At 51.4% G+C, this 16,497-nt stretch carries 17 protein-coding genes and 1 tRNA gene; 4 read left to right on the top strand and 14 right to left on the bottom strand.

Features of this window, described 5'->3' with window-relative positions:
• Nucleotides 1-141: 141 nt before the first annotated feature.
• Both PED39_00990 and PED39_00985 read right to left on the bottom strand, forming a co-directional pair.
• A complete protein-coding gene (locus PED39_00990) occupies nt 142-1,116 on the bottom strand; it encodes a site-specific integrase (protein ID WII07798.1) in 975 nt (324 codons plus the stop codon).
• A complete protein-coding gene (locus PED39_00985) occupies nt 1,117-1,239 on the bottom strand; it encodes a hypothetical protein (GenBank protein WII07797.1) in 123 nt (40 codons plus the stop codon).
• Nucleotides 1,240-1,372: 133 nt separating this feature from the next.
• Between PED39_00985 and PED39_00980 the strand changes: the two genes are divergently transcribed.
• The 3 genes from PED39_00980 to PED39_00970 are packed head-to-tail and all read left to right on the top strand — an operon-like array spanning nt 1,373 to nt 2,514.
• Nucleotides 1,373-1,909, top strand: coding sequence for a hypothetical protein (locus PED39_00980; protein WII07796.1), 537 nt, complete (start codon nt 1,373-1,375; stop codon nt 1,907-1,909).
• 9 nt (nt 1,910-1,918) lie between these two features.
• Complete coding sequence (locus PED39_00975) at nt 1,919-2,152, top strand: hypothetical protein (protein ID WII07795.1); 234 nt, start codon at nt 1,919-1,921, stop codon at nt 2,150-2,152.
• Complete coding sequence (locus tag PED39_00970; protein WII07794.1) at nt 2,149-2,514, top strand: DUF3800 domain-containing protein; 366 nt, start codon at nt 2,149-2,151, stop codon at nt 2,512-2,514. The genes PED39_00975 and PED39_00970 overlap by 4 nt, the downstream gene beginning before the upstream one ends.
• Before the next feature lie 201 nt (nt 2,515-2,715).
• On the opposite strand, the gene PED39_00965 is transcribed toward PED39_00970, so the two are convergent.
• From PED39_00965 to rpiA, 11 genes are all read right to left on the bottom strand, one after another.
• Complete coding sequence (locus PED39_00965) at nt 2,716-6,429, bottom strand: InlB B-repeat-containing protein (protein ID WII07793.1); 3,714 nt, start codon at nt 6,427-6,429, stop codon at nt 2,716-2,718.
• Nucleotides 6,430-6,810: 381 nt separating this feature from the next.
• Complete coding sequence (locus PED39_00960) at nt 6,811-7,995, bottom strand: SGNH/GDSL hydrolase family protein (GenBank protein WII07792.1); 1,185 nt, start codon at nt 7,993-7,995, stop codon at nt 6,811-6,813.
• 639 nt (nt 7,996-8,634) lie between these two features.
• Nucleotides 8,635-9,102 carry a hypothetical protein gene (locus PED39_00955; protein ID WII07791.1) on the bottom strand — a complete coding sequence of 156 codons (468 nt, stop codon included), beginning with the start codon at nt 9,100-9,102 and terminating at the stop codon, nt 8,635-8,637.
• A 5-nt stretch (nt 9,103-9,107) separates the two neighbouring features.
• Entirely contained in the window at nt 9,108-10,157 is a 1,050-nt protein-coding gene (locus PED39_00950; GenBank protein ID WII07790.1) for a hypothetical protein, read from the bottom strand.
• A 106-nt stretch (nt 10,158-10,263) separates the two neighbouring features.
• Nucleotides 10,264-10,375 (bottom strand) — tRNA-Tyr (locus PED39_00945).
• A gap of 158 nt (nt 10,376-10,533) precedes the next feature.
• Nucleotides 10,534-11,277, bottom strand: coding sequence for a PAC2 family protein (locus PED39_00940; GenBank protein WII07789.1), 744 nt, complete (start codon nt 11,275-11,277; stop codon nt 10,534-10,536).
• Nucleotides 11,255-11,443, bottom strand: coding sequence for an RNA-protein complex protein Nop10 (locus tag PED39_00935; GenBank protein WII07788.1), 189 nt, complete (start codon nt 11,441-11,443; stop codon nt 11,255-11,257). The genes PED39_00940 and PED39_00935 overlap by 23 nt, the downstream gene beginning before the upstream one ends.
• 1 nt (nt 11,444) lies before the next feature.
• Entirely contained in the window at nt 11,445-12,227 is a 783-nt protein-coding gene (locus tag PED39_00930) for a translation initiation factor IF-2 subunit alpha (protein WII07787.1), read from the bottom strand.
• A complete protein-coding gene (locus PED39_00925) occupies nt 12,227-12,394 on the bottom strand; it encodes a 30S ribosomal protein S27e (GenBank protein WII07786.1) in 168 nt (55 codons plus the stop codon). The genes PED39_00930 and PED39_00925 overlap by 1 nt, the downstream gene beginning before the upstream one ends.
• 5 nt (nt 12,395-12,399) lie before the next feature.
• Nucleotides 12,400-12,678, bottom strand: coding sequence for a 50S ribosomal protein L44e (locus tag PED39_00920; GenBank protein WII07785.1), 279 nt, complete (start codon nt 12,676-12,678; stop codon nt 12,400-12,402).
• A gap of 90 nt (nt 12,679-12,768) precedes the next feature.
• Entirely contained in the window at nt 12,769-13,500 is a 732-nt protein-coding gene (gene rpiA / locus PED39_00915) for a ribose-5-phosphate isomerase RpiA (GenBank protein WII07784.1), read from the bottom strand.
• A 99-nt stretch (nt 13,501-13,599) separates the two neighbouring features.
• Here rpiA and PED39_00910 point away from each other — a divergent pair, with 99 nt between their 5' ends.
• Nucleotides 13,600-14,328 (top strand): diphthine--ammonia ligase, encoded by a 729-nt coding sequence (locus PED39_00910; protein WII07783.1) that lies wholly within the window; start codon nt 13,600-13,602, stop codon nt 14,326-14,328.
• Here the strand turns inward: PED39_00910 and PED39_00905 are convergent.
• Nucleotides 14,257-16,485, bottom strand: a complete 2,229-nt coding sequence (locus tag PED39_00905; GenBank protein ID WII07782.1) for a heavy metal translocating P-type ATPase — start codon at nt 16,483-16,485, stop codon at nt 14,257-14,259. The genes PED39_00910 and PED39_00905 overlap by 72 nt on opposite strands.
• Nucleotides 16,486-16,497 lie beyond the last annotated feature (12 nt).

Here is a 16,497-nt window from a genome sequence, read left to right as displayed (position 1 = left end):
GCTTTAGAATTGTGGTTCGAATGAGGCTTCTCCATACTCTATTTGATTGGTTAACCGGATAAGAGGAATTCCCGACCGGTAAGTCGCCAAATTCCGAAGATGCTGGATAGAAATGGTCCCCACTCCCTGATTGGGAACGGATTAAACACGCTGGACACCCCCTTTCTGGAATATTCCCATACGAATCTTCTTCTGATAATCGCCGTGCAGATCCATGGCGGCCTGCATGTCGTCGAGGTTGATCCCGAGGTACTTCAGGGTGGTAACGATGTCCTCGTGACCGAGTATCTTTGAGATCGATTCTATAGGCGCTCCGGCATGGTACATGGTGCGGCCGAATGTCCTCCTGAGGGTGTGGTTGGTGAACTCCACTCCGAGGCGGTCGCGCACGATGTGTATAACTCCGCGGTCGAGGCTGTGACCCCTATCGGAGTAGGCTCCGGCCTGGGGTTTGTACTTGTAGTGGCACCAGATGAAAACGTTGCCTGGATCCTGCCATAAGGGGTTGAATGCCCTCACGCGGTCCACGAGCCTCTGACGCTCTTCCATCCATCTTCTCAGGACGTCCTCCGTGTCCTCACTGAAAGGAACGGATCTCCATTTGCCCTCTCCGTGACCCTTTCCGAGGACCTCAACCGTCCTCATCCTGTAGTTGATGCAGTCGAGCTTGAGATTGCAGACCTCCGCGATACGGAGTCCGAGGTTGAGCTCGAAGTGTATCACAGCCTCTTCGAGGATGGTCTTGGGTGCGTTCAGAAGCTTCTGCTGCTCAGGATCGGTAAGCCAATCCACGTTGGGGCGCATGTCTTGGGGCCAGCGAATATCCATGCTGACGATCACATTGTTTCCGAAGAAGCGGAGATACCTTGAGAAAATGTGTGTATGCCACTTCCTGGTCGAGACCTCGAGATCCTTCCAGATTTCATCCAGAAGGTATCTGACGGCCTTTTCCGTTACGTAGTATGGCAGAGGGTCGAAACCGGCTGCTTCGAGGTCCCTAGCCATCTTGGTCAGGACGGTCCTGTACTGGTCGTACGTTTCCGTCTTGGAGCTCTTCTTGTTCTCCCTGATGTACTTCTCGATACATCTTTCGGGAGTCGAGATCCTGGTGGTCATTCAGGGCTCCTCCTCTAAAGGCACCTCCTGAGAAGCGGTTTGATCGTCCTCAGGTAAGGCCGTAAGTTCGTTCTTGTGCAGTTCTAACCAGAGATGGTATTCCCATTCGTCCATGTAAACCATGACTTTTAACCTCCTATATTTTGTAAGTGATAGATTACAAAATGCATATATAAAGTTAGTTTATACTAGACATCTGGTTTAAAAGTAAATCAATCCATTATCATATTGAAATAGATAGTTAGCGAGGGATTACATGGGTGAAGAGGCCAAAACGCGCATAATGATTAGGGTCACCGATAATATGTGCAGATCCATGGATGCCTTCGCAGGCAGCACCCATGCATCTCGTCCGGACGTCGTGGTCGATGCATGCCGCAAGTTCTACACGGAGATATGCACGAGGGAGATGCTCATTCTCGATGCGGTGGAGGAACGCAAGGTATCAAGGGAAGTGGGCCAGGCGGTCTACTACGAAGAGCTGGAAAGCTACATCGAGACCATCCGTGAGGACTACGAAGCCACTGCGAAGATGGGCAGGGACAGCATAAGCATCCTGGTGGTCTTCCCATATATGCTGCTGGAGCAGATGAACAGGGTCATCGAGAGGACCAGGCAGTTCAAGAACCATCAGGATTTCATCAAGATAGCGTTGATGTATTTCTTCGCGAGCCAGCGCGATATACTATGTCATGAAAAGAAGATCGAAGATTTCCTGAAATCCAGCGACATCAAGGGCGAAGTGGACAGGATCCGCGAGATGATCAGGAACAAGGAGAAGCCTGTTCAGTGACGGGATAAGATGACTTCGATAGTGGCCATAGACGAATCCGGCAATCTGGGCTCGGAGGATAGATTCTTCATAATGGCCGCAATCGTATCAAGACGTGTCAGGGACCTGAAGCCAGCCTTCAAGACCATTGATTTGGTCAAGAACAGGAGGAAGTCGTTCAAGCCCGGTCATGAGATCAAATTCTATAATTCATTCATGGATGAAAAGGAAGAGATTCTGGAATCGCTTGTCGGCTGCCGTTGAACATAGTCTATGTATGCATCGATAAGGATTCCGATGGCTACATGGATGTCCGTGGGAAGAGACTATACAAAGAAGCTGTCAGACTGTTGATGCCTCTGGTCAATGATGCGCTTGAGACCAGGGATGTGATATTCCATTTCGACCAGAACCTTGGCGTATCAATAGGGGATCTGTCCGAAATTGCGAAACAGGGACTCGAAGGACGCAATATAAAGGCCGTAAAGAAAGTCCAGTCACATGACAATAAATGTGTCCAGCTGGCGGATTTCGTCGCAGGTTCCATCCGTTCTAAGTACGAATCGAACGAGGACAGTTATTACGAGCTGATAGCGAAGAAGGTATCCTTCGCCCATGAGCCGTAATGGCCACACTCCAGCAGCCGACTCATGGGTCTTATCGGGATAATGATTTATCGGCACAGTCGTATTTAAAGTAAACTCAAAAAGATGTCCATGGCCCATGAGCTGTTACGGCAACTACCATGCAGCCGATCCGTCACGGTTTCGGGAAGAGGTTTGATATCCGGACGGCCCAACCTCAGCCGTCCGGATGTTTTTGCGGTCTCAGCTCCTCCGACCGGTTCCCTTCCGGTAGAAGGTTATGAAGAGCAGGAGGATCGCGACGATGACCACAAAGATCACGAGGAGGATGTCCGCGAGGGACACCCACTTCACTACGATGGTCATCCCGCCCTCTTCCAACACGTCGGATGTGGAGCTTTGACCCATCCTGACGGACCAGGATTTGCTTATTGATCCCAGGTCGTCCAGTATCTCCGTCACGGTGGAGCCGACCGCGAACTTCTTCGAGTAGTATCCGCCGCTGTACTTCCATCCGTCCCCGGGGTCGGATACCGTTCCGCCGCTTATGTTCACAGACACTGTGGCGCCTCTATCGTACACGAGGGCGTAACGGCTCAGATGCGGAGCCGAGAACCAGACCATATCGCCGAATTTGGTAATGTCCACCTTCTCCAGTACGGAACCATTGACGTAGAACAGCTCCGTGAGATCCTTGTCGACATCCTTCAGGTCGTCACATATGATGGAGATGTCTATAGGCTCGGCGAATAGTTCCTTGTAGGTCTGACCGTTGACCACCAGGGTTATGTCGTAGACCTCACCGTCCCTGTCCTTCAGGACGTAGACCTCCGATATGTCCTTGGTGTCCACCATGAGGATTGCATCCTTTCCTTTGCCTATACCGGCCAGAGTCTTAGAGGGAACGTCTATGGTCACATTCTTGTCCTTGAACACCAACTTCGCACCGTAATTGATCATGGCGTCGAACAGCTCCGATGTCAGATGGATCCGCCCTTCTGCGGTGACGTTCAGAATCGGCGTCTTGCTATAGGATGCGATGTTCTTCATCTGCGAGATGATGGAGGACACCTCTTTGTCGCTGAATTCCCCGTCGTCGCTGACCGCCTCGTAGATATTGGGGTTGACGGGTGACGGCGGCACGGGGGCTTTTCTCCATTCGGCTGCGAGAGTGATCTCTGAATCGACCGCAAGGATCAGTTCCGACATGTCGGCCCTGTCATCGTACGTCTCTTCGGTATCGGAAGTCCAATGGTCGAACACGTAACCGGTTTTCGTGAAAGCATTGGGATTCAAGGTCCTGCTTCCATCGCTGTACCTGATTGTCTGTTGTTCCATGGTACCTGATCCTGTACCCGGTTCGAACGTAACGGTCAGGGTCCAGACGTTCCACTTGGCATATAGCGTCATATTGTCCACGGACACGATACTCTGCTCGCTCCAGGGAGTGTCGAATGTCGGATCCTTATACCATCCGGCGAATGTGTAGCCGGCAGCCATCAGCGAGCCGGGATCCAGAGTAGAATCTCTCGCCACGTTGACGCTATCTTTGAGAACCAGACCGGCCGTATCGAAACGCACGGTATATTCCTCAACGATCGCATACAGGCCGAAGAGGGTTGCATCGAAGGTACAGTTGCTGGAATGCAGCCTCTCCATGCCCCCTGTTCCGTCCAGGTAACGTATGGAATATTTGCTATAACCGGCTGTCGGGTCCAGCTCTATCGTCATAGGCGATCCGAGTTCTGATGTGATGTGATAGGTGACGGTATCCGTGACCACCGCCACATCGATATTGAAGACTTGGCTATGAGGTATCAAAGAAGAATATGCCTCAGGCGCACTGGTCGAAATCGCAGATACCGACAGCGCCGAATTTTGATCGATCATGATCGAATTATCGCCCACTCCCGCTTCGATAGCTTCTCCGATATCCGATAGTGCAGCTCTGGTGAATACCAGGTTCGCATTGAGGGAATCGATATACAGGTCTCCGTTAGATCCCTTGAATAATGTCAATGCCGCCACCGGAATGGGGACTGTTTGCACCGTGGGGACGTTCAAGCGGACGTCCGACTTTCCAAGGATCGCAACGCTCAGTGAAGCCCTGTTCTTGATACTCTCAAGGACTCCGTCTGTAAGGTTATCGATAGGAGTGACGACCACTTCGGTCGGCAGATAGAGATTGCTAGCCTCATGCTCGGTTTCGATCTTCACACTGTCTCTTGTGAAAGTTACAGTATTGTCATTATCGGTCAGGACCGTAACGTAAGTGTCGGAAGTCAATGGACCTACTGTGTATTTGTTAGCGGATTCGGTCAATTCTGTTATCCCGGCATAGACCTTATTGATTAGATGATTGTCTTCAGCTGTTATCGTCAATTCGACGGTACCGGTCTGATAGACGACCGGGATCGGTGACTCGTTCGTAACACTGCCGTTGGAGATTGTCTGTGTTCCTGATTTCGAAACGTAGCTGATGGTGTAATCATCGCCTTTGAAAGCGTAGACGTAGTTAACGAAGGCCGCGGTTATCGTCAAGGGGTTATCCTTAGTATAAGCGTCCGTGATAGCCACCGAATCTGTATTTGTCTGAGGAACCATTGCATTCGAAGGCCCCACCAGGAACATACCGAAATGGACGCCGTTGTTAGGTGTGGCCGTGACCGTCAGATTGATGTTATTACCAGTCGATATCGTAAGCACATTGTCCTGGACAGAATACTCGGAAGTTCCCGGAGTCACGGTCGCATCGCTTCTATAATGTATCGTCAAGGTTCCTCCGGCGGCCTGTATGACGGAAACGACTTCAGGTGTACCGCAAACGGCTTTCAGGACCATCGACCTGACCTTTCCGCTAACCTGGATTCTGTCATTGAGTTCGTCCATGAAGTAATTGAACGACTTTCCGGAGGCAGGGGTTACTGTGTATGTGTATACGGTATCGCCATCAGTGATGGTCATATTGTTATCAACCATCGCAAGAGTTGCATCATTTCCTACATAGATCGGATCCGCCACATTAGTCGGTGTGTCCGAACCAACTTTCTTGGTAACTGCCAAACTAGCGGTTTCCACATGTGTTGTTGAAACACTGACCTTCACCTCAACGGCTGCCGCATCCATCAGATACATGATGCGCGAGCCGGTAATCGAATCCGCTTCTGATATGACCGAATCCATCCATAGGGTGCTGAGTCCGGCACGGTTACCCGTGGTGTTATGTGCTCCTCCGACACGGACTGATTTATCGGTTTGAGGTGAGGATATAGCTATTCTGTCACCACTTATATCCAAGGACATCTGGTCATCCGCCCCGGTGTAATTTCCTGTATCGAACCAACCCAAGCAACCCCAGAGGGGATTATCTCTGAGCCATGTTTTAGAATACCATCCACTCGTCGCGTTATTGAAACTCTCTATGATTTTTTCTGCTGTTATCTCTTCTGCTTCAAACACTAAACGATATTTTGAATCATGGTATGTTCCTTTCACGTCCCCAAGGAATTCGGCTACGCTTCCCCAGGTGTTCTCCAGTAGCAGCTTGGATGCGGTGGTCCTGCTGGGCTCAACAAGATATGTTCCGAAATAACTTCCCGCGGTATCCACTGTTCCTGTTTCTGATCTGAATCCGCTATTGAACGAACCGGTGGCCAATCCGCGACCGATCATTCCTTGGGCGTTCTCGGTACCCATGATGGTAAATGCCATCATCTTGTACAACTGCCATTGGTCGTAACCCCAAAGTGAGTATGATCCTGTGTTACCAATATTTGTGTTGTTATTACCGGCTAGGGTCTTGAATTCTGCCAATGTCTTGTTGACAGTAGGCACTTTGCCACTCTGCGACACCAACTCTGAGTCTGATGTGGCATATGCTTCATAGACCCCTATGGCGATATATGGCTTCACATTTCCTGTGTTACCATATCCATCGGTATGGCCGTTTGCGTGCATGCCCGTGACTTCATCTCCACCATTTGGAGTATATGACTGTTTGTTCGAAAGATACAGCCGATATTCCGAACATGAGGCCAAAGCGCCGTCTGGGCTCACTTCATGTCCTTCGCCATCAACTCCTACCGATTTCCAATAGACGGTCGGAATCACAAGCATAACGTTGTAAAGGTCCGTGGAAAACATCATCCCTTTAAGGGTCTTCTTCAAGTTGTACGGGTCCAACACATATGCCACTGTTCCCTTCTTGTCGTTCAGTCTGAGTTCCTTAGAATCGTCAGGATTGCCATAGTTGGAATCCTTGATGTTGATCGCTGCGTAAAACGAATTGAACGGCCCCAGACCGGTATCGGGATCGAAATCCCAAAAAGCATTGATACTCTAGCTACTGTTTCCAGTGGATGAATTACTGGAATTCGGACCATCCTTTGCAACACGGTATTTGCTTTCCAATGACGTGTATGCACTTCCAACATGATGGGACTCCAAAACGTTGGTAATGTTATTTCCGTTTTTGTCGAAATCTATCCTATATAGATAGTCTGTGCCCTTGGGGATTGCATTGGATGAATGCTTTGAATACGTTCCTTCGAGTTCTTGTTTGATGTAGTTGAACATCAGCTCAAATCCAGCGTTGTTCGGATGCAGGGACCTCACACTGTAATTCATGTAATCTCCTCCATCAACAAAATAATCGGCCGATGCCTTGGTAAATCTCTCCGGCAGACCGCATTTGGACATGTCAATACATTTGATGTCGTTATTCCCTGTGCCGTGAGTACCGTGATAGGTCTTCATGTACTTGCATATGGCTTCCAACCCATCGTTGAACGTATCCCTGTAGAACCCTGTCGCGTTTTCATTGTTGCCGTAGTGGACGCCCTTCTGTATCTGTGCCGGTTCTGTAAAAGGCAGGAGACATATGATCTCCAGATTATCACCTGGAGTCTGATATTTATCTATGACTCTCTTCAACATCAGAGTGTATGCCTGAGCGATATTGTCATAGGATGTCCTAGAGGAACCTCCTACAAGATCCTGTGCGATGTATGTTGCCAACGAATCACCATCGACGTCTCCGATCGTTGCACTTCTGTTTCTATTGTAATCGTTGGTACCAACGAAGATCAGAACGATATCGGGATTCGATGTACCGTTCGACAGGTCATTTACTACGGTTTGGTTGGCCCTCGGAGAAGTACCGTTGGCAACCGTGGATCCACTGTATGAATTATTGACAAGAAGATTGTTTTCCCATCCTTCCGACCCGTTATTCCAATCCTTTATAAGACGCCCCCACCACATCGTATTGATGCTGATTTGGTTGGGTCCGTTAGCGTTATAATAAATCGCGTTGCCCTGTTTGTTATGGGTGCTCAAAGTGGAGATGCTGTCTCCGATAATGCTTATTTTCTTATTGCTTCTATCTGTTACAGGGAAGGCTGAAAGATCGAGTCCCCCCCCGTTATCTGTCTGGTCCCACTGGACCACGGACAATGGTACTATCAGCATCATAGACACCATAATGACTGCCATCAATGCCTTTTTTGAATCTGTCTTCAACATGATCACCTAATACAGGTTTTCATCAAACATTTTCTGGGGTCTACCAACCATATGGGGCTGGATTAAAACCCTGTCTGAATATACCCGTTAAATTCTCCATCATTATATAAACATATGTAGAAACTCTGGTTTTCTTATTTAACTTTCCAGGGACTCATTGGCTGTAGCATCTGTTCCATAAAGTTCAAAGAAGATCGATCAGGGTACTGTACAATCATAAAGAACGATTTGTTGATCCAAGCATTCGTCATGTTGTCGGCTGGTAAGAAGATAAGAATATATCGTTTCACATTCGCGCGCCTAAGTCTCCTATACCCTTACAGAAATAAGCTTGAAGATTTCCGCTGTCATCCATTCTTGGATAAACGTGACGAGTTCTGATAGTAGTCTAAGAAATGGTAGTACATAACGGCCGGTGTAACAGATTTAGATAACCTTTAATCACTCAAACATCACAGCTAATGTGGTCGAGTCAGGTTTCAACTTTGGTTATCTTCATCAAGTCTATGCATACTTCCCCGTCCGAGCTTCGCTCGTCCGGGTCGTATGCTCTCCATTCCCGTTGCCTTCGCTGCGCTCGGCAACGCGAATGTCGAGGTTTCGCCCACGTCCCCTACGGCGAAGCTTCGGGGCCGGGGCTCAACGCGGCGGGCCGCCTTCGGCCACGCTTCGCGTGAGCCCGCCGCCATACGTGCCGTCCACACGTCGTCGCCCCTGCCCCAAGGGGCGACGGGGCTTCGCCGCCGCGTGGCCCGCCCGTATTGATTGGGATAGAAGTATGGTGTGTCTGAGGTCCGATCGTTTGCGGTGACGGAAGGGCAGACTAGGGCGGTAATTGATCGGATCGAAAAAGGAGCTGGGGTGACGGAAGATCTTGTATCTTCTGCCATATCCGTCCTTCATGTAGTACGTATGTTCTCTGATATCCTCGATTCTGTTCCTATAAGCATTGTAATGGCTGTAACCGAAAATGTACAGTTTCTCACCAATTACCAGAATGGAGTACAGGAGTCCGCATTTGAAATCTGAATAGATGAACAGGATCGCCTGATAGAGGTGGCTGAGGACATTGGAGATCAATGTCTGAGATTTTATCTTGTAACGCATGGGTATCACATTATCACGAGCTTTTTGGACGGCACGATATCAGGTCTGATACGCAATGCCAATTGAATGTCTGGGGGGAGATTATCGAGGGCCCAATCCATCCATGTGTAGAGCCTTGGATTGTCGACAGAGACCGTATCGACGTACATCCAGCGGGATTTCAGTTTCTCGATCTTCTCCTTTATCTTCTTGAGGTCCTCTCTGAACGACTTGGAGATGACCCAAGTCTGGGAGTTCCAAATGAGGTTGTTCAGGACCGTCCAGATCTTCGTGCGGTATTTCTCCGGCAGCTCCGACACCCTCTCGTACTTATCAAGGTCGGGGATGTCCTGAAGATCAAGCGACTTAGAGATGTATTTGGCGATGTAGTTTATCGGGTTGGAGTAGCTCTTCATCTGGAGACGGTCATTTGTGAAACCGTAGATGTCCACGAAACCGACACCCCAGATGGGGCTCTTAGAGTTCCAATCATCCAGATTCTTTAGTTTGGAAAGGATGGAACGTGTGTACGGATCCGACGGATCTGGACGATAGGAATGGCTCTTCTCGTGCCATTTTATCTTTAGAGGCCTGTCCAAGTGGAGGATGATATGCACAGCCGGATAGCCGGATGTAGTGGACTCTTTGACAATCACCTTCGAGTAACCGTCGTCCAAGGCCTTCTCCAGACGTGCAAAGAACCTGCTGATGCCCTTGCCTTTGGCAGTGATGAACCTGTTAGCCTCATCACGGGACATGACATTATGGTCGATGGTCAGGGTCATGAAGAGAAGATGTGAGAAGATGCCGGAAGAGGTTTGTTCAGAGATGGTAGATTTCTTGATCAGTTTAGCTAACATAGATTTCTTGAAAGACTGACGTAAAGCATACGCGGCATTGCCTCTCCTCGATACAGGGCAGGCACGGTGCTCTCCCGTATCGAGGTTGGCAAAAAGGTTGTAGTAGACAAGGGTCACCCATTCGATGAGATCCTTCAACAGGCAGTCTGCATCGATCTCTCCGGAGAGCACTTTCTTCTGCAGCTCCCCGCGGTCCATCGTGTCAAAAACCGACACGAGAACCCCTCCAGATAGGTAATATTCCGATAGGAATAGAAATCGACTTAACGCTGTGAATTGCGAAAACCCGAAAATCGCACTTTCCGGGGATGCTGGATAAGGATGGTCCCCACTCCCTGATTTGAACAGGGGACCTGCTGATTTCAGCGGCTGTATCGGGTTTTACCGAAAACACTCTACAGTCAGCCGCTCTAGCCAGTCTGAGCTAAGTGGGGACTTAGATTCGGGGATGCTTATACATTATAAAATAGTATTGGTCTTGTTTCCAGAGCCAATTATTCTCCCAGAATCGTGCTTCATAATCATCGATATTCATGCAGAATATTGTTGTTTTCAGACTTAATAATTCGACGAGATCGATCCTAAAGATCGTTCATCTGAAGTACGAAAGATCCTCGGGACTGGTCTCTGCAAGCGCCTGAACCTCATCGTTGATCTGCTCCACCTGTTGGATGTCTGCCTGCATCTCGGAAGTGTCCAATTCGATGCCGAGTATTTTGCATAGGACATCTACGACGCATTTGGCGCTCTTGTGATCGATGATAAATCCGGAGGTCTCTCCCATGATGCATGCAGCATCTATGTCGTACTCATCGGCCATGACTAGGAACATCGCCGCAGCGCCTATGATCCCGCCCTGAGGCTCGTTGGCCTTGAACGTGACGCCGGCCTTCTCGAGCCTGGTCTTCAGCTTTGAGTCGTTGACCACCCCGAGGACCTGAGGTTCGGTGACGACCTGGCCCAATCCGTAGCCGCCCAGTGTGATGATCAGCTCAGGATCGTACTTCACGATCTTCTCGAAGATGAATTTGTTCAGTTCGAACTGTCCCTGAGGCGTCGAAGCCTGGAATTCTCCCTCTAGGAAGATGATGTCATGTCCGTTGACATCCTTCGCATACCAGAGCTCCTCTGAAGCGGGATACGCGATGCTCTCGTTGTCGACGAACACCTGCGGAGGGAGGTCGCTGGAGAGGATCGTGGCGAATCTCTTGGTCTCGAGTTTGTAGCTGATGAAATCAGCGGCTATCTTGCCCACGTTGCCGACACCCGGCAGCCCCTCGATGAAAATCACGTTATGGAAATCGGGCCTGCAGTCATAGGTGATCGTGTTTTCCATTCTCTCCATACTCCTGAATGATGGATCTGCGCCTGTACTCTCCCATGCGGTCATCCGGGGAATACCTGGGGGGTACCGGACATACCGTGGGCTTGTGACAGTATTTGCATTCGGACAGAAGCGTGTATCTTCCGCATTCGGCGCATTTGCGGATCTCGCTCTTCATCTCACTTGCTCTCACGTTTCAGCACTGCTGTGCCGTCGTTCGACGTCAGTGAATCGATGGCCGTCGCGGTGACAGCCTTCATGATGTCCTCGGCCTCTTTGTACTCGGCCGCATTGACCACGACTCTGTACCTGGGGCAACCTACGCAGGTTATCTCCACGGATGAGCCGTCCGCCGCCGCCAGTCCCTCCATGAGGGCGTTCTTGATGAGCTCCATGCCGTTGGGTGCCGATGAGCTCATCTCGAGGATTCCGTCGATCTGCACCGTGGGTGCCGCGACGTTCTCCTTGGCGACTTCCATAAATGTATCTACCCACTTGCCGCTGAACTCCGATGTGAAATCCTCAGGGTATGCGACAGCGGATTCAAAAGCACTGTAAAGTGTCTCGTAGGCCTCAAGCAGGTCGTTTCCGAACTGCTTGTAGGCCTTGTCGATGTCAATGTTCATCCTTTCAGCGACGATCTCGAGAAGCTTCTCTGCCTTCTTCTCGTTCTTCCACTGCTGGATTTTCTCCCTTTTCTGATGATCATTGACCGATTTTAAGGAAAGGTCGATGTGACCTTTTTGTGAATCAACGCCCAGAACTTTGCAGACGATCTTTTGGCCTTCTCTGACGAAGTCCCTGATGTACTTAACCCAGCCAGTTGCGACATCCCTGACGTGAATGAATCCTTCCCTGTCATCGTACTCGTCGAGAGTAACGAATGCTCCGAAGTTCTTCACGCTCTTAACGGTGCAGACTACAAGCTCACCGTTCTCGGGAAGGCCCCTGACCCTAGACATCAGTTGACGACCTCAACGATTTCGCCCTTGATCTCGCCAACTCCGCCCTTGGGGACGATGAGTGTGGCTCCGCAGACGTGGCAGGTGACCTTGGTCGCTGCCTTCTTGAATGCGATCTGCTCGTTCTCGCAGTCGGGACACTTGATTTTGATGAAATCTCCGGTCATGATAATCACTCCGTGAGCTCGAACTTCTTTGCGCGGATGCAAGGCGAGATGTTGGCCTTCTTGCACTGGGTGCATCTGTACCTGAGGTTGATCCTCTTGGTGGGCTTCTCCCTTCCTTCCGGCTTGGGCCTGGGGAATCCTCCGTAACCTGCGGTTACCTTTCTGAATCTCCTCTGTCCCCATTTGAGTTCGCTCGCCTTCTTCTTCTTGACCCTCTCCACCTCTTGCTCGGTGTGGGCCTTGCAGGTAGGGCAGTATCTTTTGATTGTTCTGGGCATTTTCATGGTATACACCTTGAATTGAATCGGGCGACCTATTATCGAAGTTATATAAAAACTTGATACCCCATTGGATGCGCGCGTATATAGGGTATTTTAGAGAAGGATGTTCGGACCGTCCGGATTCTGAGCGGCAAGGGCATCTGCCATGCTGTAGACGCTTCCGTCAGGCTTGGCGATCAGTACATCGTAGGCGGTGTTGAGGAACAGTCCGTTCTCCACCACTCCGGGGATCCTGTCTATGGCGGCCTCCAGGAAGAAGGGCTTGCTGATGGATTCGAACCTGCAGTCGTAGATGTAGTTGCCCCCGTCAGTGACGAACGGTTTGCCGTCCCTCATCCTGAGCTCGGGTTTGCATCCCTGCTGCTCCAGGGCGTGCTTGGTGTGCTGATGGCCGAACTGCAGGACCTCCACTGGGAGAGGTGCTTTGGTTCCGAGCACATCTACGAGCTTGGAGTCGTCGGCGATGATGATCTCCTTGACGGTAGCGGCAGCCACGATCTTCTCTCTGAGGAGCGCTCCTCCGAGTCCTTTGATCAGCTGCATCTGGGGATCCACCTCGTCGGCTCCGTCGATGGTGATGTCCAGGTGATCGATCTCATCCAGATCCACGACTTTGATGCCGAGGCTCTTCGCCAGTTCCTCGCTCTGCACGGAGGTTGCTGTGCAGGTGAGGTTGTACCCCTGCTTGACGAGCTCTCCGATCCTCTCGATCATGAACTTCGCGGTGGATCCGGTACCGAGTCCTACGAACATTCCGTCCTTGACGTATCTGTTCACAGCCTCCTCAGCCACCAGTTTCTTCATCGCGTTCGCGTCGAGGGTCATATCAGTCACAAGCCCCCATGCCGACAGGAAGATAAATGATTATTGGGGCTCAGTAGATGAAGGCTCAAGTTTTATTATCGGACACTCGATGGAAGGTCCATGAGGCTAGCATCCCTGTACTCGGGCGGGAAGGACTCCACGTTCTCGTTATATCTGGAGGAGCAGATGGGCCATGACGTGCCCTATCTGGTCAACATCATGCCCGAGGACAAGGCATCATGGATCTTCCATACTCCCAATCTGAATGTCGTCCCGCTTATGGCGGAGGCCATGGGCAAGGAGCTGATAACTGCACCTAGTACCGGCACGGAGGAGGGGGACATGGAAGGTCTGCATAATGCCCTCGAGGGATTGGATGTGGACGGCATAATCACAGGTGCGGTCTGGTCCGATTACCAGTGGGACAGGATGAATCTCGTCTGCAACGACCTCGGCCTGAAGGTGTTCTCTCCGCTGTGGAGGAAGGATCAGGACATGGTCATGGATGCCTTCCTGCAATCAGGCATCAAGGCGATAATCGTCGGGTGCTACGCAGAGGGCCTGGGCCAGGAATGGCTCGGCAGAGAGCTCAACGCCGAGACCGTGGCGGAGCTGAAGATGCTCCGCGAGAAGTTCGGGATAAGCATAATGGGGGAGGGCGGAGAGTATGAGTCCATGACCCTGGATTCCCCGATGCATTCCCACCCGCTGGAGATAGTCTCCTCCGAGATTTCCTGGAAGAGGGACAACGGTACCCTGAATGTCACATCGGCGAGATTACGCCAGCGATCTGGGTTCGAAACCCCTCATCCTCAGCGCGTTGGACACGACCGATATCGACGACAGTGACATCGCCGCAGCGGCTATCATCGGCATCACCATCACGAGGTCGGTGTATCCGAAGAGCACAGGAAGTCCCGCAGCGATCGGTATGCAGACCGCGTTGTAGAACAGTGCGAAGAACAGGTTCTGTTTCACGTTCTTCAGTGTCGCCCTTCCGATCTCCAATGCCGCAGGTACAGTCCTGAGGTCGTCGTTCATCAGAACGATGTCGGCAGATTCGATCGCTATATCGGTTCCTGAGCCGACCGCCATCCCCACATCCGATTGTGTGAGCGCAGGAGCATCGTTGATACCGTCTCCAGTCATGGCCACGCGGGCCTGCTGAACCTGCAGCTTCTTGACGATGTCAAGCTTATCCTGGGGTCTGGTCTCAGCAACCACTTCCGTCAGTCCTGCCTGTTCCGCTATGACATCCGCGGTATCCTTGCGGTCTCCGGTGACCATCATGACTCTGACGCCCATGTCCTTGAGGTCCCTTATTGCAGCAGGGCTCTCGTCCCTTATGGGGTCGGAAACGACGATGGATCCTGATTGGATGCCGTCGATGGCCACGATGATCCCGGGGGAGTCCTGGAATTCGATTCCGTTTTCGGTCATCAGTGCTTCGTTGCCTATCTGTACATCATGACCGTCGACCCTGCAGTATATTCCTTGACCTGTGATGGCCTTGAAATCGGAATGCGGAGGAATCTCTATGTCGTTCTCCTTCGCGTAGTTGACTATCGCTTCGGCCAGAGGGTGCTCCGAATCGGATTCGGCAGCAGCCACAACGGAGATGAATTCCCTCTCGTCCTGTTCCGTTACGATCTTTGTGACCGTCGGGTGCCCTTTCGTTATAGTACCTGTCTTGTCCAGGATCACCGTGTCTATGTTGGCCGCAGCCTCTATCGATGCGGCGGTCTTGAACAGTATCCCGTGTCTCGATCCATTCCCTGTGCCGATGACGATCGCCAACGGGGTCGCGAGACCGAGTGCGCAGGGACATGAAATGACCAGAACGGAGATGGCAATCGTGAGACAGAATTCCAAGTCGTAACCCGCATCGGGAACGAACATCCCTGCCACGAACCATGCTATCGCCGACAGTGCCGCGATTACTATGACCGCAGGGACGAATACGGCTGCTACCCTATCCGCAACATGGGCCACGGGAGCCTTCGTTCCCTGCGCCATCTCCATCATCCTGGCTATTTGGAACAGAACGGTCTCTTCACCGGTCTTCTCGATCCTGATCTTCAGGCTTCCGTTACCGTTCACAGTGGCTCCGTAGACCACAGAATCTATTGTCTTGGAGACAGGGATCGATTCCCCTGTGAGCATGGATTCGTTCACCGCAGAGTTACCTTCGATGACGACTCCGTCCGCAGGTATGGACTCTCCCGGACGGACCAGGACGATATCCCCTACGATGAGCGATGAGGCCTCTACCTCGTACTCCTTGCCGTCCACGATGATCGTGGCCTTGCTGGGGGCCAGGGACAGCAGCTTCCTGAGGGAATCGTTTGTGTTATGCTTGGAGCGCGCCTCCATGTACTTCCCGACGCTGACTAGGGCGATGATCATGCCTGCGGAGTCGAAGCTCAGCATTATGTGCATGTGCTCATCGGTCATGAACGCCAATGCGGTGTAGTACAATCCCATCAGAAGCGATGCGGTGGTGCTCAGGGCGACAAGCGAATCCATGGTGGGGCTCTTGCTGAACAGTGCAGGATACCCTTTCTTGTAGAAGCGTCTGCCCGAGTACATTATCGGCAGGAAGATCGCTAGCTGTATGATGCAATCGACCCTCATGCCCCACGGGCTACCGAGAGCGGAAGACCAGGGCATCTCGAGGCCCAGCATGGGCCCCATTGCGATTATGCTCAGGGGTATGACGAAGAGTATGGAGATGATGAGGTCCCTCTTCTGAATTCTGAGGGCCTCCAGCTCCTGCTGCTCAGCTCTCTCGCGATCGTCGCTGATCATCTGGTAGCCGGCAGAGGTTACCGCATCGGCCACCATCTCATCCGTAACCTTCGTCTCATCATAGGTCACCGTGGCGGTGTTGTTCCCGAAGTTGGCGACCACAGTCTGCACTCCGGGGATCTCGCCTATGGCGCCCTCTATCCTGTTGGAGCAGGCGGCGCAGGTCATCCCGCCTATGCGGAACACACGTGTCTTCATGAGAACAGGCCG

Source organism: Methanomassiliicoccales archaeon LGM-RCC1, assembly GCA_030168575.1.
In the GTDB taxonomy this organism is placed as follows: Archaea; Thermoplasmatota; Thermoplasmata; order Methanomassiliicoccales; family Methanomethylophilaceae; genus Methanoprimaticola.
Note: the sequence above shows the minus strand (reverse complement) of the source record. Positions and strands in the feature narration are given on the sequence as shown.